Source organism: Sphingomonas paeninsulae (assembly GCF_003660165.1).
GTDB lineage: Bacteria > Pseudomonadota > Alphaproteobacteria > Sphingomonadales > Sphingomonadaceae > Sphingomonas_O > Sphingomonas_O paeninsulae.
In genome coordinates, this window is sequence record NZ_CP032829.1 from 300,036 (window position 1) to 322,476 (window position 22,441).

Genomic DNA, 22,441 nt, shown 5'->3' on the forward strand with positions numbered 1-22,441 from the left:
CGTTCATTTGTCGCGGGGGAGCGCATTGGTCAACTTAAGGAAGGGTTGCTGGCGTCTTGCCGGGCCGGTTTGCCATGCTATTCATCACCCGCATGACCGATAATTCAATCACCGCCTCACTCGAACGTATAAATCTTGCGCTAAACAGAATCGAGGCTGTGGCAGCGCGTCCGAAACCGTCTGCCATGCCCGACGGCGACTCACGCTATCAGGCATTGCGGACGCGGACGCAGGCGGCGCTCGCCAGTCTGGAAACCGTCATCGCGCAGATCGGATCGAACGGAAGGCCGAATTAATGGCTGAGGTTGATCTGAAAGTCGGTGGCCGCAGCTATATGATTGCTTGTCGCGACGGCGGCGAAGAACATTTGCACACGTTGGCCCGACACGTAGATCGCAAGGCTGAAGAGGCGCGCGCTGCCGTCGGCGGCATGAACGAAGTGCGCCAGATTCTGTTCGCCGCCCTGTTGCTGGCCGATGAATTCGCCGAGCAAAGCGCCGCCGCTCCGAAGGCGCCCGTTGACGCGGAAGTCGTTGCCGCGCTCATAAAACTTGCCGAACGCGTCGAAGGAATTGCCGACGCCCTTGAGAGCGGAGCCGATAGCGCCTAGATTGGAGACGGTGGGCACTGCCCGGCACGAGCTCGTAGAACATCCCTGAGGCGATTCATCATCCTAGGGAGCTGTCCCTGATCAGGCCCTGGCCTGCTTATATGGTTCCCACCTGACGTACTTGGCGTCAGAGGATATTCCGGAGCAAACGACCATGGCGGTCCCGCCACTTATCTCTGCCGATGCGCTTAGCGCGCTTCGGCGAGATATGAGGAAACTGCGTCGACATATTGCGAAAGCAGAAAATTGGCGACCGGCGTCGCTTAACGATGAGTTGAACGAGCTGATTTCGAAAAGCTCTGTCATCGGTTTATATGCGCCGATGTCCGGTGAGCCCGATCCGACCCTCGTACCCCGCGGTCAATCACCCAAAATATTCTCACGACCGGCGCTGACCGACGAAAATTTGCTCGAATTTCGTCAATGGACTCACGGCGACCGCGAAATACCCTCGTCCTGGGGAGGGTTCCAGCCAGCGACCTCTGCGCCCGTCGTCCATCCCGACGTTATATTCGTGCCTCTGGTCGCGTTCGACGGCGTGTTAAATCGCCTGGGACAGGGCGGTGGGCATTACGATCGCTATCTTGCAGACAATGGCACTGCATTGCGCATCGGCGTCGCGTGGGAGGCCCAGCGGGTGGATTTGCTCCCCGTTCGGCCCTGGGATGTCCCCTTGGACGCGGTCATCACCGAACAAAATTGTTACACAAAGGAATTGCAACGATGCCTAAGCCGATAAAACCAGATCCGAATCAGCCGAGTTGGCGGAAGCCTGCGGGCGTGTTCATGATTCTCGGACTGATTACGATCTGGGCTGTCGTAATTCTCGCTTTGTCACCCATCATAGGTGCGCTGGCATGGCCGCTACAGGCGATCTTCTACGCAATTGCGGGAGTGATATGGATCATGCCGCTGCGGCCGCTGCTGCGCTGGATTGAGTTGGGCACGTTCCGCTGAAGCGACGTTTCGCTGATCAACATCGCGACCAGCATTTATCCGATAAGGACAAACGCTGGCGCGAGTGACGGGACTCGAACCCGCGACCTCCGGCGTGACAGGCCGGCGCTCTAACCAACTGAGCTACACCCGCTTGGAGAAGCGTGAGGCGCGGCGAATAGGGGAAATCGCGAGCCTGTCAAGGCAATCGATGCCCTGTTTCCATTCTTATTTGCTTAATGCTTGATTACCGGCACAAACATAATTGACGCCATTTTAACGGAATATTTCACACTCTGGTCACAGGACACCATCCAGCAATCGCAGGATGTGACGTCAAATGCCGGTTTTCGGGACACAATGGTCGATAATAAACGTTCACTTTGGAGCAATCGTTCCAATGGCGATCGTTTCCGCCACCATCGTATTTTCCCCACCGGCGATGGCAACAGGCACAAGTGCTGGCACGACGATCAGCAACATCGCCACCGCAACCTATACCAATGCGGGCGGTCAGCCGGTTTCGATTCCTTCGAACAAGGTCGATTTGAAAGTCGACGAGGTTCTTAACGTCAAAGTAGCGTCCACCGATCCCGGCGATGTCAGCACCGCTTCCGGCAGCACGAATCAGGTTCTGAGTTTCAGCGTCACGAATACCGGAAACGGATCGGAAGCATTTCGCCTCGCACCGGTCAACGCGATCGGTGGCGACAGTTTCGATCCGGCGACGACATCGCTGGTGCTCGATACCAATCACAACAATGTCTACGATCCCGGCGTCGATACGGTTTACGCGGCAGGATCGAACGACCCCGTGCTTGCAGCCGATGCGTCGATCCGGGTGTTCGTATTATCGACGATTCCGGGAACGACAACCGACGGCCAACGCGCCCAGACCGATCTGACAGCAACGGCTGTAACCGGCACCGGCGCTCCCGGTACAGTGTTTGCCGGTGCGGGTGATGGAGGCAGCGACGCCATCGTTGGTGCATCAACCGGTGTTGGTCGCGACAAGGGCTTTTACATCGTCAGCGCCGCGACGGTCGCCTTCGTGAAAAGCGCGACGGTTGCCGATCCATTCGGCGGTACGAAATCCATACCCGGATCGATCATCACATACACGCTGCTCGCCACGGTAACGGGCAGCGGCGCAGTGGCTAATCTCGCCGTCGGCGACCCAGTGCCCGCCACGACAACTTATGTCCCGGGCAGCCTGACACTTCAGGGAACGGCCCTGACTGACACCGCCGATACCGATGCGGGCGAATTTACAGGCACTTCAGTCGCCGCACGCTTCGGCACCGTGGCTGCAGGCCAAAGCCGAACCGTCACTTTCAAAACCAAGATAAATTAGGAAACAAACCGGTGATCCGACTTCTCCTCGCTTTGTTCGCGCTTTCGATTCCTGCCGTGGCGCTCGCTGCAAATGATGTTGCTCTGACGAGCGCCATGTTCGTCGAACGCACGGTTCCGCAACCGGGCGGCAAGGCAAAAGTCACGCTCGAGCAGCCTAAATCGGTTCCGCCGGGTGCCAAGATCGTCTTCGTTCTGAGCTATCGCAATCAGGGCAAGGCCGCGGCGACAAATTTCGTGGTTACGAACCCGATCCCGACCGGCGTCGCGTTCGACAGCACGCCCGACGCGGGAGCAAGTTATTCGGTCGATGGCGGCAAAAGCTACGGTCCTCTGACAAGCTTGCGGGTCTCGGAAGGTGCCACCTCCCGCGCCGCCCTGCCCGAAGACGTCACCCATGTTCGCTGGATTCTGAAAACACCGATCCCGGTCGGTGGCACCGGAAAATTGAGTTTTCGAGGCTCGGTCAAATAATTGAATTCCCGCCTTTTCGACGCCGGCGGTGGGGGATGGCGTCGCAAACGGATGAAGAGAAAGACTTGATATGACGAAAAATACCAAGCTCCTTGCCGCAGCCAGCGCCATTGCCATCGCGGCTATTGGTGCCGCTCCAGCATTTGCCGCCGGCACCGCCGCCGGTTCGAGCATCGTCAACAACGTAACGGTTAATTATACTGTCGGGGCCGTGGCGCAGACCGCTATCAACGCTTCGAACACGTTCGTTGTCGATAGGAAGATCACGCTGACCGTCGCACCGCTCGGTACGACGACGACCAGTGTTTCACCGGGCCAGACGGCTGCTGTCACGACCTTCACCGTGACCAACACGTCGAACGCCACACTCGATTTCGGCCTCTCGGTCGCTCAACAGGTGGGTGGCGTCGCGCCTCACGGTGGCAACGACAATTTCGATGTCACTGCGCCGACGCTGTACCTCGATACCAACGGCAACAACGTCTATGACCCCGGTACCGACACGGCTGTCACCTACCTCGACGAGATTGCAGCGGATGCACAGCGCACGGTGTTCGTCGTATCGAACATTCCCGTCGGCCGCGTGACCAACGACATCGCCGTCGTCATCCTGACTGCACAGGCGCGTGATGGCGGAGCCGCCGGCACACAGGGAGCGGTCTCGACCGAAACCATCGGTGCCAACACGGCGGGCATGGATACCGTTCTCGCCGACACCGCTGGCGCAACCGATGCCGCCCGTGATGGCATGTTCTCGGCAAAGAATGATTACACCGTCTCGGCAGCCGCGCTGACCGTACTCAAATCGTCAACCATCATCTCCGACCCATTGAACGGAATGACCAACCCAAAGATGATCCCCGGCGCTACGGTCGGATATTGTATCCAGGTGACCAATGCCGCTGGCGGAGCCGATGCATCGGCCGTTACGATCAGCGATACGCTGCCCACGCAGACGAGCTATGACTCGACCGGCGGCATTTACGTCAACGGGATCGTGACCGCCGGCGTTTGTTCGGGCGGCACCAACACCGGAACGATCACCGGCAGCACCATTTCTGGAACGATCCCTACCGTCGCGGCCGGAACAACCAAGACCGTCTATTTCCAGACCAAAATCAACTGATGCGCAGCTGGCGACATGCTTTGGGGAAAGCATGTCGCCAGCTTGCTGCTCGTGGCGTCGCCGTCCTTCGACGGTGACGCCATTTGCGGCTTTCTACGGGGACCAAAACCATGACATTGCGCCTTCGCAATCCGACCGCTTTCGGCACGATCATACTCGCCGGCATCAGCGCGCCTGCATTCGCCGCCGGGACGACCGCCGGTTCAACGATCACGAATACCGTTTCGATCGGTTATTCGGTTGGTGGCGTCGCCCAGACGGCGATTAACGCATCCAACACTTTCACCGTCGATCGAAAGATCACGCTGTCGGTCACTGAAACGGGAACGACCACGACCGTCGTTGCACCGGGCCAAATAGCCGCGGTGACGACCTTCACAGTCAGCAACGGATCGAACGCCACGCTCGACCTTGGCCTTTCGGTGGCTCAGCAAGTCGGCGGAACGGCGCAGCATGGCGGCACCGATAATTTCGACGTCACTGCGCCGACCCTGTACGTCGATACCAATACGAACGGGGTTTACGACCCCGGCACGGACACCGTTGTTTCCTACCTCGACGAAGTGGCGGCCGATACATCGCGAACGGTTTTCGTCGTAGCGAATATTCCCGTTGCACGCGTCAATGGCGACATCGCGGGTGTGACCCTGACCGCACAGGCTCGCGACGGCGGTGCTGCCGGTACGCAGGGCGCGGTATCGGTGGAGACGACGGGCGCAAATACGGCCGGTCAGGACACGGTATTTGCCGATCTGGCGGGCGCAACCGATGCGGCGCGCGACGGGCAATTCTCCGCCCGCGACGACTACACCGTCTCAGGAGCGCTCCTGACGATCACAAAGACCAGCAAGATCATCTCAGATCCATCCAACAACACGACCAATCCAAAGATGATCCCCGGCGCAATCGTAGAATATTGCATTCAGGCGGCAAACGCTGCGGGCGGAGCGGCGGCAACGAACGTCGCAATCTCCGATATGTTGCCAACTCAGACGACTTATCTGACCGCATTCGGCATTCAGATCAACGGAACGGTCACCAGCGGCTCATGTGACGCCAATGGCACCGCCGGAGGCACTTTCTCCAGCGGAACCATATCCGGCACGCTGGCGAGCATCCCGGCAGGCTCCGCTCGAACCCTGTATTTCCGGGCAACCATCAACTGACATGCGCAACGGCCTTTCACTCACTGGATTGCGAGTGTCGGGCCGGCGCGTCCCTTTTTTTTCGGGTATCGCGATTAACCATCTGAGGGCCTTGGGAGTTTTGCTTGCAGCCGTGGCACCCGCCATGAGCAGCGCACCCGCGCGCGCCGACACGATCAGCAATATCGCGACCATCCAGTGGGATGCAGGCTCAACGACGCTCGTTCGGCAATCGAACCAGGTCGATCTGACGGTCGATCGCAGTGCCCCTGCCCTTACCCTGTCCACATTTCAGTTTTCGACAAATCCCAGCGGTCAAAAGCTGGCGATTCCGCAAACCATATGTCGCGGCAGCAATGGCGACATCCCCGTGATGTTGACCGGAGCCTTTGCCGACACACCGCTCAGCCCCGCGACCGTCGAAAAGACAACGTTGATCCGCGCGGGCGAACCGTTGGTCGTCAGCGTCACATCGGCCATCGACAATCGCGATCCGTTGAAGGTCGACACGCTGACGGTGACGCTTAATACGCCGGGTGGTGACGAAGAGACTTTAATCCTAAGCGAAACAGGCATCAATACGAACCTGTTTGTTGGATTAATAAAAACCTCTCCGGTTCCCCCCACGCCGATCAAGCATGATTGCGAGCTTTCGTTGCAGCCGGGCGACAAATTGCAGATCGACTCCGTCCGTTCGGACGGTTCGCTGATCGCTAATACACCGGTAGAAGTCTTGATCGACCCCTATGGCGTCGTTTTCGACAGTCGCGATGCCACGCCGATCAACGGTACGAAGGTTACGTTGGTCGATGCCGATACCGGCGCACCGGCGACTGTGTTTGGCGATGACGGAATTTCACTATTTCCATCCACATTGGTTACTGGATCAACAGCAACAGACGCCAGAGGAGTTATTTATACTTTTCCCGCAGGTGAATATCGGTTCCCGTTCGCGAAACCCGGTCGATATAAATTGCTGGTCGAACCGCCCTCCCCGTACAAGGCGCCTTCGCTGTCCTCTCCCTCAGATCTTGCCAGTCTCCGGCGACCGGACGGTCTCCCCTTCGCGCTAGGCACAGGCTCCTACGGGGCCATTTTCGTTTTGGCCGATCCGGCCCCGGTTCGCATCGACCTTCCGGCCGACAAACCACTCGACCAGTTGACGATCCAAAAGACAGCTTCGGCGGCGGTGGCTGTGCCGGGCGATGCGGTTCAATATCGCGTTACGGTAACCAATGGCGATGCCACTCACGTCACGGGTGCGGTTACGCTAACCGATCGCCTGCCTGCTGCGATGCGCCTGAAACCAAATTCGGTTCGTTATAATGGCAATATTATAACCTATATGGCGTCTAACGATGGTACGAACCTTTCGATAGGACTGCCGCCACTCGCGGTAAAAGCGTCTGCTGTCGTCACCTATCTTCTCGAAGTTCGGCCCGATGCGAAGTCAGGTCAGGCGGTGAACAGAGCCCAGGCTCATGATTCATTCGGGTCGGTCAGCGCAATTGCCGATGCCGCAGTCCGCATCGCTCGCGACGGCATATCGGATCGAATGACGATCATCGGACGCATCACCGATGGCGGCTGCACGGTCGATCCCGGGGTTGCAAAGGGAATCGTCGGCGTCCGTGTCATGATGGAGGACGGCAGTTACGCCGTTACCGACCTCGACGGGCGTTATCATTTCGAAGGCGTCATTCCCGGCACCCATGTTGTCCAGATCGATCCGTCGACACTGGGTGCAACCCATGTGCCGGTCGATTGCGCGCGGAATGCCCGTTCGGCAGGCAGCGCAATCTCGCGCTTTGTCGAGGGCCAGGGCGGCGCATTGCTGCGCGCCGACTTCCGCGCCACGGCTGGCACCAACGCCATTCGCAGCACCGCCACAGCGGTATCGCGTCCCATCCCTGCAGGTGACGCCGCCGCTGCCGGAGCCGAGCGCGACTGGTTTACCGGGCAAGCCCCCGGCATCGCATGGCTGTTCCCTGAAGCCGATCATAATCCCCGCACAAAGGCCGTGCGTGTCGCGATCAAACATCTGCCCGGACAGACCGTCAGCCTGTTTGCCAATGGTAAACCTGTCGAGCCGATGTCGCTGGATGGTACACGCAAGAACGCCGACGGCACCGTTGCGATAACCTTGTGGCGCGCACTCGATCTAGCCGATCGCGACACGCTTTTTACAGCAGAAGTCCATGACACGAACGGCACGATCGTCGAGCGCCTGTCCCGCAAAGTCCATTTCTCCGCGAGTCCGCTGCACGCCGAATTCCTGCGCGACCGTTCGCTGCTGGTTGCCGATGGCGTAACGCGGCCCGTGATTGCCGTTCGCCTGACCGACCGTGATGGCAACCCCATTCATCATGGGCTGGTCGGCGACTTCAGCGTGCCCGCCCCTTATTATCCCGCGGTCGAAGCCGACGCTCAACAGGCACGCCAGCTTGCCGGTCTCGAACGCGCCCGCCCCGTCTGGCACGTTCAGGGCGACGACGGCATTGCCTATATCGAACTTGAGCCGACGACGGCTTCGGGCGCGTTGGCGCTCACTCTGCCCTTCCGCGATGGCGAAGTAACGCGCACCCAACGGATCGACGCCTGGCTGACTCCCGGCAATCGTCCGTGGACGGTCGTCGGCTTCGCTGCGGGCACGACCGGGATCAACACGGTCAAAGGTCGCCTTGAGGATCTTGGCAACGGATCGAACGAATGGCTGACCAGTGGCCGCGTCGCATTGTATGCCAAGGGCAAGATTCAGGGGAAATGGCTGCTGACGCTGGCTTATGACAGCGCCAAAAGCGCGAACGATACGCAGTTCGGTGGCACGCTCGATCCGCAGGCCTATTACACCGTCTATGCCGATCGCAGCGAGCGTCGCTATGATGCGTCATCGATCCGCAAGCTGTATGTCCGGCTTGAGCGCCCACAGTTCTACGCGCTGTTCGGCGACTATGACACCGGCATGGCGGAGCCGCAGTTGACCCGTTACGTCCGCACATTCAACGGATTAAAGACGCAATATCGATCGGAACATGTCGCCGCGACCGCCTTTGCTTCGAACACGCCCTACAGCCATCGCCGTCAGGAAATTCAGGGCAATGGTCTCAGCGGGCCTTATGGTCTTGCGGCGCGCGACATCTTACCGAACAGCGAGACGATCACCATCGAAGTCCGCGATCGCCTGCGTTCGGATCATATCATCGACAGTAAAGTCCTGACGCGGCACATCGACTATGACATCGATTATGTCGGCGGCACATTGACGTTCCGGTCGCCGGTCCTCAGTCGGTCGTCGCTGCTGGATCCGCAATTCATCATCGCCGATTACGAAGTCGATGGCGTCGCGCAACGCGTCCTCAACGCTGGCGGCCGCGCGTCGTGGAGCAACACCGCAAAAACCCTGACCGTTGGTGCCAGCGGCATCCACAACGAAGACGATCAGGCACGGACCAACGTCGGCGGCGTCGATGTGCGTTACTCCCCATCCGCCTCGACCGAAATCCGTGCGGAATTTGCCGGTAGCGACAGCAAGGTACGGCCCGGTTCGGCAGTTGGCAGCGCCGGTGGCTCGCTGGCATGGCTGGTCGAGGTCGAACATCATGGCCCGAAATACGATATCTTTGCCTATGCGCGCGAACAACAGGCTGGCTATGGCGTCGGTCAGCAGAACGCTTCCGAAGTCGGCACACGCAAATTCGGTGCGGATGGGCGATTGCGCATCAATCACCAACTGTCGTTTGTCGGGAGCGCGTGGCAGGAAATCCAGTTGGGCAGCGATGCCCGCCGTGATGCCGGTCTGGCAAAGGTCGAATATCACACCAAGGAACTGGATCTCCGCGCCGGTGTCACCATCGCCAACGATCATCTGGCCGATGGTTCAGAAGCAAATTCGACGATCATTCAGCTCGGCGCGACCAAGAAACTGCTGAATAATCGGCTAGAACTGGACGCCCAGACTGAATTCGCACCTGACGGCCTCAACCAGAGCGTCGATTTTCCTGCGCGCCACACGGCAACGGCGCGCTTTGCCATTACGCCCGCCGTGACGTTGATCGGATCTTACGAGATAGCCACCGGTGCGGCCGTCGATGCCCGGACGGCACGCATCGGCTTCGATCTGAAACCGTGGTCCGGTGCGCGCTTTATCGCAACGGCGAACCGGCAGGATGTCACCGAATACGGACCGCGCAGTTATGCTGCCTATGGCCTTGCCCAGTCGTTGCCGATCGGCAAGCGGTGGACGGTGGATTTCTCGCTCGACGGCAACAGGACGCTTGCCGGGATCGACCCATCGCGCGTGCTGAACGTCAATCAACCAGTCGCGAGCGGTGGGTTTCTTGGCATCAACAACACGATCACCGAAGATTTCACGGCAGTCACCGGCGGCGCGACTTATCGCGCGGAATGCTGGAGCTGGAATGGCCGGGTAGAATATCGCAATGGCAACTTGTCGGACCGCTATGGAGTGACGACCTCGATACTGCGCACGCTCGGCGAAGGCCGTGCCCTTGGCGCAACGTTAAGCTGGTTTCGCGCCAAACAATTCGGCGGCCCAACAACCGAATCCGCCGCGTTGGCAATGAGCTGGGCCAATCGCCCGAACGACAGCAAATTTTCATGGCTCGAGAAACTTGAACTGCGAAGCGACAAAGTTTCGGGCGCCGTTGCCGGGCAAAGCGACGCGATCGGATCGGTCCTGCTCGTCACCGGCGATGCCGTTTCAAAGCGCATCATCAACAGTTTGAGCGTCAACTGGTCCCCCACGTCAAAGAGCGAAGGCCGTTATCTGGGCCGGAGCGAAGTGTCGCTATTCTGGGGTAGTCGCTATGTCGCGGATCGGTATGACAGCGACGATCTGACCGGCTGGTCGAACGTGGTCGGTGCCGACATCAAATTCGATCTATCGGAAAAAGTCGACCTCGGCGTTTCTGGGACCGTTCGCGAAAGTGCGGCGGGTCGCGCGATCAGCTATTCCGGTGGCCCGGCGCTTGGTCTCGCTCCGTTCCACAATGGCTATATCTCGGTGGGCTACAATGTCGTTGGCTATAACGACCGTGATTATAACGACGCACGCTACACGCGGTCGGGGCCATATGTGACGATGCGCTTCAAATTCGACCAGAATACGCTTTCGAGCTTGGGATTAGGATCGAGGACGCGGTAATATTGAGCGGATTTGCCTCGACCACGTTGGATTTACGCGTCCGCACTTTCGCCCAGCGCTCGACGCCCCAATAACTCGCGCAACCGAATAGCAGCGCAAGCGCAAGTGTCATTGAGCCTAGCTCGAACGCCGTAATGTCGGGGCAAACCCAGCGAAGGTAAGTCGCGATCGGCGCGCCATATAAATATGTGCCGTAACTAATGTCCCATTTGTCGTTTATCCGCTGAAACCGTCCAAACGGAGCCTTTATGGCAAGCCAGAACAGTGCAAATCCACCGAAAATGATGAGCGACGCCTGCGTGATATGTGGATGCCCCGTAATTAGCAGTGCACCGACGATAACCGAAACCATTGCCGCCGTGGCGGTCAGGCGGGGGATAATCTGTTCCCGATACAGGTAAATCGACGATCCAAATAGGAATGCAGCGGTAAATCGCACGCCCTCGTACAAATTGCCCGTAATCCAAAGCGGTCGCTCCCAGTCGCTCAGAAAATTCAGCTTCTCATGGACAGCCGCCGCACTGGCACCAATCGTTGTGAGAACGGCCAGAATAGTCAGGGCCAGCATAATGCGGCGCTGTTGCAACGCGCCCAGCTTCCATAGCACTGCTATCAGAATGTAGCAGCGAAACTCATAGGCAATCGTCCACATGGCTCCGTTTAAATGTGGATAATGAACCATACCGGGAAACTGCCCCGGATAGTCGATGGGTGGTTGCAGGAAAATCAGATGAACCAGCGTCATCGGCAATTGCGTCCAGATCTCCGCGCCCCCAGCGGACCGAGCACGAAAACGCTGAACAAATATGCAACAATGAAAGCTGGATAAATCCTCAGCATACGCCCCACCGAATATGCTTTTAGATCGTTCGACCGCAACATCGACGCCGTGATGAGATAACCGCTCAACAGGAAGAATCCCGCGACCGCCAACTCCCCCAGCGAGATCGTTCCCGTCAGCACATGGAGCGGCTCACGCGCCCGATTGCCATCGACCATTTCAGGGGCATGGCCGATAATCACCGCTGCGGCGAAGCACAGACGCAACATCCCAAAATTATTCTGATGCCTGACCACACGCCCGCCCATTTTGGAACGGAACCGAAATAACCGCACGCCGCATTGTCTGCACCGAAGATTTCAAACAATCAACGTCATCGAAAAATGATCGCAATCCCGGTCTTGCCGAACATCGCGAGATCGGGCATTGGAGCCCCCGCGGGCGCTTAGCTCAGTTGGTAGAGCATCTCGTTTACACCGAGAGGGTCGGCGGTTCGAGCCCGTCAGCGCCCACCACGGATTTCCGCCAGTTTTGGCGATTTCCCCGCGAAACACGAAAGGTTCGGGTGGTTCAAATGAACCACTCACCAATTCAGGGCCTTTGCCGCATCCACCATAAACGACGGAGAATAGCGGGCATAATGCCGCTCCGTGACCGCCGTTGTGGAGTGCGCAAGGAACTGAGAAATCTTCTGCATCGGCACGTCGGCCTCCGCCATCCAGACACCAGCGGTGTGACGGAAGACGTGCGGCGAACATGGAACCTTGGCGCGAATCGCTGCGGACCTGATGGCCTTGCGGATCGATTTCACATCGCCGCCGTCATACTCAATCACGTTATCCGTGAGCGCGCCCTTCTTGGCTTCCACCAGAGCGGCGAGCGCCCGATCGCGGACCGGCACGATGGTGCGGCGCTTGTTCGTTACGTGCCGCCCGCTTGGATTTAGGTTCACGGTGCCGCGTTCGAGGTCGACATATTCCCAAGTCAGCTCAAGAATGGCGCTCATCCTCGCACCCGTAGCGATAGCCAGCTCGATAAACAGGCGGACGTGCGGCGTCTCAACGTGAGAGAGCAGCTTCTTCAACTCAGTTTTGGTCAGGTAGCGGTCGCGCGGTGCCGACGGCGGCGGCATCCAAAGCACAGGAGACTCCTTGCCATATTTCAGGCGAAGGCAGGCGCGGAGATATTCGAGTTCTGTCCGAATGGTGCTGTCGCTGCGCTTCTCACGCTTGCGTCGCTCGTAGTGTTCTCGGCAATCCTCACGGTTCACTGCGCGGCCCAGCTTATGACCGAACGTGGTTTCGAGCGCCTTCCACGTAGATCCGGCTGCATCGACTGTTACGCCCATTGCTTCTCGGTCGGCGATGTATGACGTCCAGAGATCCTTGACCTTATCGCTTACTGGTGCGGTGCGGGCTTTCCAGAGGTCGCGAGCGCGAGCCTCGGCAAGCCCTCTGTCTGGCGTACCAAGCGCGACGCGAACACGTCCTCGCTCCTCTTCGTCATAGGCGAGGCTCCAATTTCCTCGGTGTTGGACAAGTCTATATTCTGACATTCGAAACGCTCAACCTCTGCTGCTGGGATGCGGATCAGCTTTCCCAGGCGGAACCCGGTGAGCGAACCTTCATGGTACATGCGTCGGATTTTCTCCGAGCTGCAACCCCACCTTTCGGCAAGCGTCTCGGGTGAAAAGGGCCGGTTTACAGTGCCCATCAGAGACACACGTCCCGCACTGCTGTCTCCATTTGGGACGCGTTCGTGCGAATATAATGGCGACGGGTGACAGGCGATCCGGGAGCATGTCCAAGGAGGCGCTGCAGCACAGCTTCGCCCTGTTCAGAGGCGATTTTCGACGCGAACCACTTCCGCATCATCTTCGGTGTCAGGCCGTCGGCGGCTAGCGGCGCATCCTGACTGTCGAGCACGTGCCGGCGCATGGCCTTCTGCAGCGCATCCGACCGGGGGAATGGTGCTGCTGTTGGAATCAGTCCGACCGTCCACGTGACCCATATCGAGCGGGCGCGACCGTTTAGGGGAATTCTACGGCGGCGGCTTTCCTGCTTCACGGCAAAGTCAGCGCGTCCCCCGATGATGATTTCACGCTGCAAAGGGTCGAAGTCGCCCACGTGAATGCGCTCTAGCTCGTGCGGCGCAAGGCCGGTGAGGAGCATGAATTCAAGCGCGTTGGCGTGATGCACCGACATGGTACGCAGGAACCACAGGTAGTCCTCGTCGCCAGGCAGTGGCTTTTCGATGTTCGGCACCGAAATAGTTGGGAACCGAGGCCGCGCGCCAAGCAGCTGCTCGTCCACCGCCCAATTCAAAACCTGACGGAGGACCGCCAGCTCGGCGGACACGGTGACTGGCTTGCACGAAAGCAGGCGCTCACCCGCATACAGATCGAGGTGACTCTTGCGGAGGTCGGCAATTTCGATGTTGCCAAGGTTCGCGACGAGGACGCCAGCAACTTGCCGTTGATTGGCGACGGTCGATCCTGCCACCCGATCGAGGGTGCACATACGGTCGCGGAAGGCGAGCCAGCTGGTGATGATGTTCGCGATGTTCACGCCTGCTCTCCTTTAACTTTATGAAACACGACCCCAACCAGCGCATCGTCGGCGAATTGGCGGATAACCCTAAGACGCGTCGGTTTAAGCAACTCTGCATCTTGAGCGCTGAAAGGCTCTGGATTGGTCATGCGGATTGGCCCGTCTTGGTTAAACGCCGTGCGGCCTTGCCAGTTTGGCGGGATGGTGGTGTCAGGCATTGCATCCTCCATATGGCGAGGGCTTCAAATCGGCGCGCAGGTAAAGCGGATGCGCCGGAAAGCCATGCTTCGTGACCTTCAAGGCGTGGGGGATCGGGTCAGCCCAATGTCCGTCGATCCAGCCAAGCATCGTTTCGTCCTGCCCGATATGTCCACCGTGCGCGCCCCAAGCGCAGACAACTAGGCCCGCGTCATCCAACGCTAATTCGACATGGCGCTGGTTGTCGCGACCGATCGGATCGCCTTTCGCGGTCATCGCCAGAACTTCGCTGGGGTCGGTGGCTCGCCATGCAAACAGATTCACCACCTCCATGCGATCATAACCCCAAGCCTTAGCGAAGGCGACGCAACGCCGGATTGTTGGATCATCCTGTTCGGCGTCGGCGGTAGATGGATTGAGCATGATGAACAGGCACGACTTTGGTTCGCCCCATTGCTCTCCAGCACCATCGACTATCGGCTTACCCGCCTCGTCGGTGAACATATCCCAATGCGGGCTATTACCGAGACGCCACTCTCGCCAAAGCCGATAGCGGTATTTCCCGCAATGGCTGAGAACAGCGCCCGCTTTCAAATATTCCCCCATCTCAAGCCACCCGCGCGCGGGGTGGCTTGAGGAGTGGTATAGCTGATGCGACTGCCACGATTGTTGGCCCGATACTCGACCCGGCGACCATTTTCGTAATCCGCAACAAGGATACGCAGTGCGCCATCATCGTCAAACCAAGCAACGGCCTCGGTTGGGTCTTTGTATTCGGACGGGACACCTTTTCCCCGGAGCAGTCCGCCTGTGTTGCCTCGGCCCATCGAGCAGTGGTCCCACTCTTTGCGGACGCCGATTGGCCTATAGTTTGGGTACAGTGCCATGCTCAAACCTCCCCATCTTCCCGCTCACCATCGAGGCGGGGCGGAGTGGACAGGGCGGGATCAGCAATTAGTACTGCCGAAACGAACGCATCATTCAGAGCGCAAACGTCGTCGTGACTGTAGTTTGACGGATTGATTTCGCCGCTTAGGTCATAAATCTCCTGCAACGCATTCCGCAGCTTCGCCCCCTCACTCTCAACGACCTCCGACGCGCCGGACAGGGCGGCGCGCAAACTTTCGGTTGGAACGTCAGCAAATGTTTGATCGTCGCTGCATCCTGTGGCTGCGTCGACGTCGACCGCCCGCGCCACTGTCGGCTCATAGAACCGGACGCCGGTTGCGCCGTGCGACCAGAAAAAGCCCTGCGCATTTGACCACAGGTGGATTCGCGGCCGGGCGTCGGCGAGAGCGGCGGGGACATTGCCAAGCCTAATCTGGCTGTCACCATATCGCGGGTCGGCTTTCGCTAGCGCTAGCTGTAGATCTCGACGTAACCAGCCTTCCGCGTGCACATAGTGGGCGAGCGTACCGCCATGATAAGGACATCTTGATCCCGGCTTGTCGCGACAGTCAGCGCCTTCCTTGCGCCAACCTTCGAGCTTGCCAATAATTTCAAGTTCATCACTCATCATGATTCACCCCTTTGCTCAGCCCGCAAATCCCCATCGCCCGGCCCGTCGAAAATCGATTCCTCGGACGGTGGCGGTGCTTGTTCGCGGTCGGGTTCAACGTCGTACTGTTCCTCGCGAGGCGGCTCAGGATCGACCACACGGACCGTAAATCCGGGGAACCGGCGCTCCTCCTCGATCGCTTCCTCGTACTCGCGCAGCAGATCATCGAACGCCAGCGTCTGACCCTCGCCATTCTTTCGGCGTTTCAGGATCGCGGTCACCACGTTGGTGTCGAAGCCGTCCTCCTTGCAGAGCTTCTTGCGCTCGTTGAAGTCGGACGCGGCCTCGTCCTTGACCTCCTGCAGGTTTTCGAGCGCGCGGATGTGGTGGAAAAGGGCCGTTGCCCGGTTGTTGCCGATGGACATGTTATTTCCCCGCTTAGTCGAAGAGGCTCTCGGCGACGCGGGCAACGGGCTCACGATCTCCGATTGATACATCAGGAGCCGCGCTGCTTCCGGCGTCATTGATCGGTCCGTCAGCTGGCCGCTCGCTATCTTCGCAAGGTCGTTCATCAATGCTCTTGGGATCAGGATTTTCGGCAACGGGCTTATCGTCACTGGATTTCGCCTTCCGCTTCTTCTCGATCGGCGTGGCCTCAGGGGCCTCCTCGCCATCCACTGACCTAACCGCACCGTCTTCCATGACGATCCCGACCTTGCCGGACGTGTCGACGGCTTCCACCCAAAACTGGAAATTGTGCTCGAGCGCCATTGCAGCGAGCAGCTCCTCGCCTTCCGGGTCTAGCAGGGAGCCGTCACGGACGAGCATCACGCGAAGTTTCGGGTTGCTCGCCATGCCGATAGCGGTGGAAACGCGCAGCTTCTCGGCGGACGATACCTGGTCGAAGGGTTCGCCGTGGAACAGCACGACACCATCGCTGAACGTCAGGCCGGGTACGGGCATGGCTGCGGCTTCGAATGCCTTAGCGATACTGTCTTTGCGGCCCTCGATGCTTTTCGTGAGCCGTTCGGCTTTGCCGTCGAGGTTGGTAAGTAACAGCTGCTGAGCCTTGCGCTTCGCTGCTGCCTCAATCTGGCGGTTCGTTTCGCGGGCCGTGCGGAGTTTTTCCTGTGCTTCGCTGATATCGATCGGCGCGGGGAGCACTTCGGCATCGTTGAGCTGCTTGTTTAATGCCTCACGCGTATCGATTTGGCCGCTGAGGTCTTCCTCAAGCTGGGCAATCCGGGTCCGGCATGCCGTGATGTCGGTGTCCATCACCTCAAGGCGACCCCATGCGCTTTCGCGACGTAGCTTGCGGGCCTCGATATCACTGTTCGTTGCTACGGCGGTCCCGATCACGTCCTCGAGCGCCTGTTCGTCCACCTTCTCGGCTGGCACGTTCTCGAACACCGGCATTTGGTCGAGCAGCAGCTGAGCCTGCTTGGCATCGCGGTTGACGTCGCGGCGCTCTTCGTAATCGGCCTTGTTCTTCTTCTTGAGCTCCTCCGGGTCAATCGCGAGCTTCACCAGCGACCGGAGCAGCTTGTACTGATCCTCGGGCTTGGCGCGCGTGTAGGCGAGTGGATCGAACGCAACCGACGTGTAGAGGCCGTCGAGCAGCTTCTGCGGCGATGGGTACCGCGCACCGTCCGCCGATTCGACGATGATCTGGCCGCCGCCCTCGGTATCGAACGTGCGACGGATAACCACCGCGCCGTCGTCCAGCTCGAGGCGCACGGCCCCGGCCTCCTCTCCGGAACGCACTGGCTTGGACGGCATAACCGACTTGCCACCGAGTGCGGCCTGAATGGCATCGAGGACGCTGCTCTTCCCCTGGGCATTGCGGCCACGGATCGGGACTACTGCGCCGTCGCCGGGGATGATTTCGACAACGCGGAGCTTCTTGAAGTTCTCGGCTTGGAAACGGGTGATTTTCACGCGGCTAGCTCCTCTGGCTGGAATTCTGGATGTTGGGTCTGCATGTGCTGGGCGAGCTGCTTCACCGTGCGGTTGCAGCAGGGACAGACACCCGCTTTCACGCGATTTCGGATGCGGGTGGCTTGACCTTTGTAAGCGATGGCCGAGCGTTCGGCGGTTTCTCGCCGGTCGCGTTCGTGTTTCACGGCATCGTTAAGCTGGGCTTCGCGTTGTTTTAAACGGTCCCGCTCACGACGGAGTTTGTCAGCCTCAGTTTCGCCCTTGACGAAAACCATGCTGTGTCCGTGTGGACAATGGAACGCCGCCGACGACTGTTTCAACACCTCGTGAGTGTTCAGGTTCAGCCCAAAGACGACCTTGCATTGAATGCAGCTGACGGCGACGAACTGTGTCATTGGACCGTCGGAGCCTCCGCGCATGTGCTGCAGAGGTCAGGCTCCACCCAATGGCAATTCGGCTTACCGGCGACCACGCAGGCGGTGGTTTCCGTGCACCCACAAACTCGACATGACGGAGCTCGGGCCTCCGCCTTCACCGCGTCCACGAACTCCATGAGGAGCTTAGGCACGTCGGATTTGATGGCCTTCTCGAGCGGCCAGTAAGCTGCCATGAGCGCGCGCCGGTCATCGGCTCCTGCACCCTGTTCCGCCGCAATTTTCGTCGAGATGATGAACACCATGAACATGGCCGCATCGGCGAGCAGCGTCATGCGATCGGCGGGGAGCAGAATGTCCTCGATGCAGGAATCCATGACATCACAAATCGCACCCGAGTAATGGGCTCGAAGCTCGGCGAGACGATCGTCGAACGATTCGACTGGCATTCCCTGAATTGGCTCAGACTCCACTGTAATCTCCTGCTGGTTCGTTTTTTGCTGGGGCGAGCGCCGTCTTCCGGTCGGCCAGCACGTCGGCCAGTGCGTCCCTGTGAGGAGCCATTGCTCGCAAGCGCCATGCAGTCTCGAGGTCGGCCAAGTTTTCGGCATTTTCGAGATAGCCGCGCGCAACATTGATGCTGATTTCATCACTGGTGCCGCTCGACTGGGGGGCAATTCGAGCGGCACCACCCATTGACCACTGAGCAAGAGCAACACCGGCCTCACGACCTATTCGTCGACCTTCGGGAAAGAACGGTCGGTGTTGCGCCTGCAGTTTGCGGGCAATGGGAACGCCGGGCTCTTGGGGGACAAGGAGCATCGACGTCGTGATTTCGAAGGGGAAACGCTTCTCGCAGATGGGAACCCACCGCTCGAGCACCGGAATGTCCGCTGCTGGCGTGATAACCATCTTGGTCGATTGCGTACCCTTGTAGAGCTTTGGCGAACCGTCGTCGTTCCACTGAGGAACGGCTTCGATCTTCATCTTCTCCTCGGAGCGCATGCACACGATGATGTGCGCTCGAGCGGCAAGCATCCGATTCACGAGGCGCTTGTGCGCGGTCTTCGGCTCCATCCAGTTCTTAGGCGATCGAACGCCATTCTTCTCGAGCTGGTCAGCCCACTCGCGGACACCGCCTTCGCCTTCCCACTCGTGCGAAAAGCTATCGATGATGATAACATCGGCACCGGCCTTCTCGGCAGCATCGATCGCGCTCGAGTAAGCTGCTGGCGCGAACGGTGGATCGACCTGACCGTGCATGAACGTGAAGTCGTCGGCGTAATGGAGCATCCGACCGCGCTCAGTATCGATACCAAACACGCGGCCCTCACGGTTCTGCGCTTTGCCCATCGTCTCCGCGATTCCGGCTGCGAGCAGCTGCGCGGTGTAAGTCTTGCCGCTCCCGCTGGCCCCGTCGAGGCCGATCAGGAGCGGCACGTTCTCGCGCTTGGCTGGTTTGAAGGTGGTGCTCACAGGCTATCCTCCGATGTGCCACTGGCGACAGGAGACGCACTGGTAAGGGCGCATCTTGCCGTGCATTTTGGAGCGGACCCGCTTGCCCTTTTGCTGGAGCCGTATCCGAGCGAGAGCGTCGCCCTTGTTCGGATACGCAACCTTGCCGGTGCATGCGGGATTGACGTCGATGTCCATGGCATCACTTCGCCGCCGCTCGCTTGGTGCGCTTGTTGGCATTAATAAGGTCAGCCGCTGCTTTCCGACGCTTCCCGAATTCGTAGAGCGGGCGCATGTCTTCCACAGTGGCGTGCAGGGCTTCCGCCGCCGTTTCCCAGCGTTGGGCGCTGCCCTGAGCTTTCAGCATTTCGTGCATGCGCTGATCGGCCATCGCATTTGCGCGACGACTGGTCGCACGCGCTCCCTCGAGTTCGATCCGATGAGCAAATACGAGGCGATCAGCCCAAATCCGCATGCCGAAAGCCGTTGCTGCCAAGCCAGTAGCGGCGAGTACGATTTCCCCGATCATGCCGCTGCCCTCTCATCGAGAGAGTCCGCCAGCTCGTCGGCCAGCATCTTCGCATCCCAGGCTGTGAAGGCGTAGGCCGGTGCCGCGACATAGTGGGTGCGCGGACGGTAAGAACTCCACTTGCCTGCCCGGCCATCCTTGGCCCAGCGTTCCATAGCCCACTCGACACGCTGCTTGGCGAACTGGCGGGCTTGTTCGTCCAGCTCGATTACCGCCAGCACATAGGGCGGCTTCGGATTCTGCACGACGTAACGAAACTCGACATCATTCCATGCGCAGCCCTCGATTTCAGCGAGGATCATGGAATAGAACGGGTCCTGTACATCGCGGCCTTCACGAAACAGATACTTCACGAAGCCGTCGGGGTCCGGGCCGGGCGCAAAGGTCTTATAATCGTAGATCCGCGGCGCGTCCGTCATGCGCCAGTCCAACATTGACCGGCACCAGAGCTTGCCCTGTGCAGTGGGAAGCTGTGCAATCGCGACCTGTTCGGCCACGCCTTCCACAAAAGCATCGCGATTTTCAGGATCGTCGGCTAGCTGAATGCGGGCCGCTTTGACCATCGCCTCGGCCTGATCGTACACCTTACGCAGACAGGGCTGCTTGTTGGCTTCGATCGCGGCCTCACGCTGCGCCTTAGTGTCATTTTTTGTCCAGTTGTCGGCTTCGATAACGACAATACCAGCGCCACGACCGAGCAGCAGCTCGTGAGCGACCGAGCCTAGATCATAGGCCGTCTTATCGTCGTTTTCGATTTCAGGATTGAGGCGCGGGTGCTTGTAAGCAGCGTCTGCAACCGTGTCGGTAATGATTGTGCTAATGATGCCGCTCGACAAGCTGGGGCGCTTGCAGGGATCGGCGTGGTAGCGTTCCGGCCGCATTTCATAGAAGCCGGGCGATTCGATGCGTTCCATCGTGGTTCCTCCATTGAGAAACCATTTATGACAAATTGTGCTAGCACATGGCAAGCACAATCTGTGCTATTTAAACATTCTGTCAGATTTTGAGTCGATTTAGCGGCAAACTCGCTGAATTATTCCCGCACCAATGGTGCCGGGGGCGGCGGGAGAAATTCTAATTTGATAGCTGGTGTAGCTCCTACTGTTCAGCAGTTTATCATTCGGGCCATAATCGTTGTTGGCCGCGACACCGAGCGAATCCTCCGAGCAGCGCACCTCGTAAAGAATCATTGAATTTGCCACACCTTTGTCTGGTGGGCTGTTGATCCATTTCGTCCATACCCGGACATTAGATCCGGTTGGTCGAATAGATGACCCGTCAACAAACACTTTGGTGGTTTCCGTCGTATCCAAATATTCCCACTCAGCGAAAGCAGGAGATGACAAAAGGGCGAGAGCGAGAATAATGCGTTTCATAGGTCGATGAAGCTCCTGACTACCCGACCTATAACAGACCAATCTTTATCACCGTTTAAGAAGATCGTCTTGTTCGAGGGGTTCGTGCTGTACGGTTCGAGGCGCGCTACGGGCTTCCCTTGATACATTTTATAGGTCGTTTCCCCTCGCAGGGAGAACAGGTACGAAAGCCCCGATACTAAGTCTCTGTCCTTGACGTTCACTATCACCGTCGAATCCTCGGGCGATACTCTGTCCATGCTGTCGCCCTTCACCTTCGTGGCGAAATACTCGCCGGGTGGAAGGCTGCTGACTGTGATATGGTCGACCTCTTCGAGATCCTGAACCGAGGCGATATCATGAACATGACCGGCGCTTACCCAAGATAACACTGGCATTGTTCTCCCCATTGGGGCGCTTTTGTCGCTCAGCACATCCTCAATGTCGGCCAGTGGAATGCCCAGCTTGGACGCGATCCGCACCACGTCCTCGCGTGTCGGCTCGGTTCGTTCGCGTTCCCAGGACGAGACTGTCGTCTGCCCCTTGCCAACGGCTTCCGCCAATTTCCCCTGTGACCAACCTTTCGCATCGCGAGCGGCGGCAATTCGTTTTCCGATCCCCATAGGGTCAGCATAAGCGTAGCACGTGTTTAGCATCCAATGACAATATGTGCTTTTCATTAGCACACAATGTGCTAAATCTGTCCCATGAGCACCATTTTGGAACAGCCCGCCCCCTCTCTTCGCTCTCACGGCGAGATTGTCCGCGAATATGGTGCACAGCGCCTTCGCACCCTCCTCACCGAGAAAGGGTTCGACGTCAGCACTACGACGCCACAGCGTTGGGCCGATCGGAACTCCATCCCCGGCGATTACTGGAACGTGATTTCCAACGAGGGAATCGCAACGCTCGAGGAACTCGCCTTCGCCGCTGAGGCCCGCAAGTCGGCCGCGTAA

Annotated in this window: 27 protein-coding genes, 2 tRNA genes and 1 pseudogene; 11 read left to right on the top strand and 19 right to left on the bottom strand. The window is 58.9% G+C overall.

Going from position 1 to position 22,441, the window contains the following annotated elements; genetic code table 11:
- The first annotated feature begins 92 nt into the window (after positions 1-92).
- The 4 genes from D3Y57_RS06820 (at position 93) to D3Y57_RS06835 (ending at position 1,567) form a co-directional block, all read left to right on the top strand.
- Positions 93-296, top strand: coding sequence for a hypothetical protein (locus D3Y57_RS06820; protein WP_162987010.1), 204 nt, complete (start codon positions 93-95; stop codon positions 294-296).
- Positions 296-610: a cell division protein ZapA gene (locus D3Y57_RS06825; protein ID WP_121152359.1), complete on the top strand. Its 315-nt coding sequence runs from the start codon at positions 296-298 to the stop codon at positions 608-610. Before D3Y57_RS06820 ends, D3Y57_RS06825 begins: the two co-directional genes overlap by 1 nt.
- A gap of 154 nt (positions 611-764) precedes the next feature.
- Positions 765-1,349 carry a 5-formyltetrahydrofolate cyclo-ligase gene (locus tag D3Y57_RS06830; RefSeq protein ID WP_121152360.1) on the top strand — a complete coding sequence of 195 codons (585 nt, stop codon included), beginning with the start codon at positions 765-767 and terminating at the stop codon, positions 1,347-1,349.
- On the top strand, positions 1,334-1,567 hold the full coding sequence (locus tag D3Y57_RS06835) for a DUF2842 domain-containing protein (RefSeq protein ID WP_121155566.1): 234 nt from the start codon (positions 1,334-1,336) through the stop codon (positions 1,565-1,567). The genes D3Y57_RS06830 and D3Y57_RS06835 overlap by 16 nt, the downstream gene beginning before the upstream one ends.
- Positions 1,568-1,623: 56 nt before the next feature.
- Here the strand turns inward: D3Y57_RS06835 and D3Y57_RS06840 are convergent.
- Positions 1,624-1,700, bottom strand: a tRNA-Asp gene (locus D3Y57_RS06840).
- A 246-nt stretch (positions 1,701-1,946) separates the two neighbouring features.
- Here D3Y57_RS06840 and D3Y57_RS06845 point away from each other — a divergent pair.
- From D3Y57_RS06845 to D3Y57_RS06865, 5 genes are all read left to right on the top strand, one after another.
- On the top strand, positions 1,947-2,900 hold the full coding sequence (locus D3Y57_RS06845; protein WP_162987011.1) for a DUF11 domain-containing protein: 954 nt from the start codon (positions 1,947-1,949) through the stop codon (positions 2,898-2,900).
- Positions 2,901-2,911: 11 nt separating this feature from the next.
- On the top strand, positions 2,912-3,373 hold the full coding sequence (locus tag D3Y57_RS06850; protein WP_239025970.1) for a hypothetical protein: 462 nt from the start codon (positions 2,912-2,914) through the stop codon (positions 3,371-3,373).
- Positions 3,374-3,443: 70 nt separating this feature from the next.
- A complete protein-coding gene (locus D3Y57_RS06855; protein ID WP_121152362.1) occupies positions 3,444-4,499 on the top strand; it encodes a DUF11 domain-containing protein in 1,056 nt (351 codons plus the stop codon).
- A 110-nt stretch (positions 4,500-4,609) separates the two neighbouring features.
- Positions 4,610-5,665 (top strand): DUF11 domain-containing protein, encoded by a 1,056-nt coding sequence (locus tag D3Y57_RS06860; RefSeq protein ID WP_121152363.1) that lies wholly within the window; start codon positions 4,610-4,612, stop codon positions 5,663-5,665.
- A gap of 124 nt (positions 5,666-5,789) precedes the next feature.
- Positions 5,790-10,808 carry a DUF11 domain-containing protein gene (locus tag D3Y57_RS06865; RefSeq protein WP_239025971.1) on the top strand — a complete coding sequence of 1,673 codons (5,019 nt, stop codon included), beginning with the start codon at positions 5,790-5,792 and terminating at the stop codon, positions 10,806-10,808.
- Here D3Y57_RS06865 and D3Y57_RS06870 read toward each other — a convergent pair.
- Together D3Y57_RS06870 and D3Y57_RS06875 are read right to left on the bottom strand one after the other, a co-directional pair.
- A complete protein-coding gene (locus tag D3Y57_RS06870) occupies positions 10,753-11,553 on the bottom strand; it encodes an acyltransferase family protein (protein ID WP_121152365.1) in 801 nt (266 codons plus the stop codon). The two genes, D3Y57_RS06865 and D3Y57_RS06870, sit on opposite strands and share 56 nt — an antisense overlap.
- Positions 11,550-11,858, bottom strand: coding sequence for an acyltransferase family protein (locus D3Y57_RS06875; protein WP_162987012.1), 309 nt, complete (start codon positions 11,856-11,858; stop codon positions 11,550-11,552). The genes D3Y57_RS06870 and D3Y57_RS06875 overlap by 4 nt, the downstream gene beginning before the upstream one ends.
- A 170-nt stretch (positions 11,859-12,028) precedes the next feature.
- Between D3Y57_RS06875 and D3Y57_RS06880 the strand changes: the two genes are divergently transcribed.
- Positions 12,029-12,104, top strand: a tRNA-Val gene (locus D3Y57_RS06880).
- A gap of 68 nt (positions 12,105-12,172) precedes the next feature.
- Here D3Y57_RS06880 and D3Y57_RS06885 read toward each other — a convergent pair.
- The 16 genes and pseudogenes from D3Y57_RS06885 to D3Y57_RS06960 form a co-directional block, all read right to left on the bottom strand.
- Entirely contained in the window at positions 12,173-13,144 is a 972-nt protein-coding gene (locus D3Y57_RS06885) for a tyrosine-type recombinase/integrase (protein ID WP_121152367.1), read from the bottom strand.
- Positions 13,145-13,158: 14 nt separating this feature from the next.
- Positions 13,159-13,302, bottom strand: a pseudogene (locus D3Y57_RS21585) (excisionase family DNA-binding protein); the annotation flags it as partial.
- Complete coding sequence (locus D3Y57_RS06895; RefSeq protein WP_121152369.1) at positions 13,302-14,156, bottom strand: tyrosine-type recombinase/integrase; 855 nt, start codon at positions 14,154-14,156, stop codon at positions 13,302-13,304. The gene D3Y57_RS06895 and the pseudogene D3Y57_RS21585, both read right to left, overlap by 1 nt.
- Entirely contained in the window at positions 14,153-14,356 is a 204-nt protein-coding gene (locus D3Y57_RS06900; protein ID WP_121152370.1) for a hypothetical protein, read from the bottom strand. The genes D3Y57_RS06895 and D3Y57_RS06900 overlap by 4 nt, the downstream gene beginning before the upstream one ends.
- The gene (locus D3Y57_RS06905; protein WP_121152371.1) at positions 14,349-14,942 is read right to left on the bottom strand and encodes a DUF1643 domain-containing protein; all 594 of its coding nucleotides are present in this window, start codon (positions 14,940-14,942) and stop codon (positions 14,349-14,351) included. Before D3Y57_RS06905 ends, D3Y57_RS06900 begins: the two co-directional genes overlap by 8 nt.
- Entirely contained in the window at positions 14,927-15,223 is a 297-nt protein-coding gene (locus D3Y57_RS06910; protein WP_121152372.1) for a hypothetical protein, read from the bottom strand. The genes D3Y57_RS06905 and D3Y57_RS06910 overlap by 16 nt, the downstream gene beginning before the upstream one ends.
- A gap of 2 nt (positions 15,224-15,225) precedes the next feature.
- Positions 15,226-15,855, bottom strand: coding sequence for a hypothetical protein (locus D3Y57_RS06915; protein ID WP_162987014.1), 630 nt, complete (start codon positions 15,853-15,855; stop codon positions 15,226-15,228).
- Positions 15,852-16,259, bottom strand: coding sequence for a GapR family DNA-binding domain-containing protein (locus D3Y57_RS06920; RefSeq protein WP_121152374.1), 408 nt, complete (start codon positions 16,257-16,259; stop codon positions 15,852-15,854). The genes D3Y57_RS06915 and D3Y57_RS06920 overlap by 4 nt, the downstream gene beginning before the upstream one ends.
- Before the next feature lie 13 nt (positions 16,260-16,272).
- Positions 16,273-17,772 (bottom strand): AAA family ATPase, encoded by a 1,500-nt coding sequence (locus D3Y57_RS06925; protein ID WP_162987015.1) that lies wholly within the window; start codon positions 17,770-17,772, stop codon positions 16,273-16,275.
- Positions 17,769-18,167 carry a hypothetical protein gene (locus D3Y57_RS20115; protein WP_162987016.1) on the bottom strand — a complete coding sequence of 133 codons (399 nt, stop codon included), beginning with the start codon at positions 18,165-18,167 and terminating at the stop codon, positions 17,769-17,771. The genes D3Y57_RS06925 and D3Y57_RS20115 overlap by 4 nt, the downstream gene beginning before the upstream one ends.
- On the bottom strand, positions 18,164-18,619 hold the full coding sequence (locus D3Y57_RS06935) for a hypothetical protein (protein ID WP_162987017.1): 456 nt from the start codon (positions 18,617-18,619) through the stop codon (positions 18,164-18,166). Before D3Y57_RS06935 ends, D3Y57_RS20115 begins: the two co-directional genes overlap by 4 nt.
- Positions 18,609-19,622, bottom strand: a complete 1,014-nt coding sequence (locus D3Y57_RS06940) for an AAA family ATPase (protein WP_121152378.1) — start codon at positions 19,620-19,622, stop codon at positions 18,609-18,611. The genes D3Y57_RS06935 and D3Y57_RS06940 overlap by 11 nt, the downstream gene beginning before the upstream one ends.
- A gap of 181 nt (positions 19,623-19,803) precedes the next feature.
- Positions 19,804-20,130: a hypothetical protein gene (locus D3Y57_RS06945; protein WP_121152379.1), complete on the bottom strand. Its 327-nt coding sequence runs from the start codon at positions 20,128-20,130 to the stop codon at positions 19,804-19,806.
- Positions 20,127-21,044, bottom strand: a complete 918-nt coding sequence (locus tag D3Y57_RS06950; protein ID WP_121152380.1) for a PD-(D/E)XK nuclease-like domain-containing protein — start codon at positions 21,042-21,044, stop codon at positions 20,127-20,129. Before D3Y57_RS06950 ends, D3Y57_RS06945 begins: the two co-directional genes overlap by 4 nt.
- Before the next feature lie 99 nt (positions 21,045-21,143).
- Complete coding sequence (locus tag D3Y57_RS06955) at positions 21,144-21,506, bottom strand: surface-adhesin E family protein (RefSeq protein ID WP_121152381.1); 363 nt, start codon at positions 21,504-21,506, stop codon at positions 21,144-21,146.
- On the bottom strand, positions 21,503-22,165 hold the full coding sequence (locus D3Y57_RS06960) for a helix-turn-helix domain-containing protein (RefSeq protein ID WP_121152382.1): 663 nt from the start codon (positions 22,163-22,165) through the stop codon (positions 21,503-21,505). The genes D3Y57_RS06955 and D3Y57_RS06960 overlap by 4 nt, the downstream gene beginning before the upstream one ends.
- A gap of 27 nt (positions 22,166-22,192) precedes the next feature.
- Between D3Y57_RS06960 and D3Y57_RS06965 the strand changes: the two genes are divergently transcribed.
- Positions 22,193-22,441 (top strand): hypothetical protein, encoded by a 249-nt coding sequence (locus D3Y57_RS06965; protein WP_121152383.1) that lies wholly within the window; start codon positions 22,193-22,195, stop codon positions 22,439-22,441.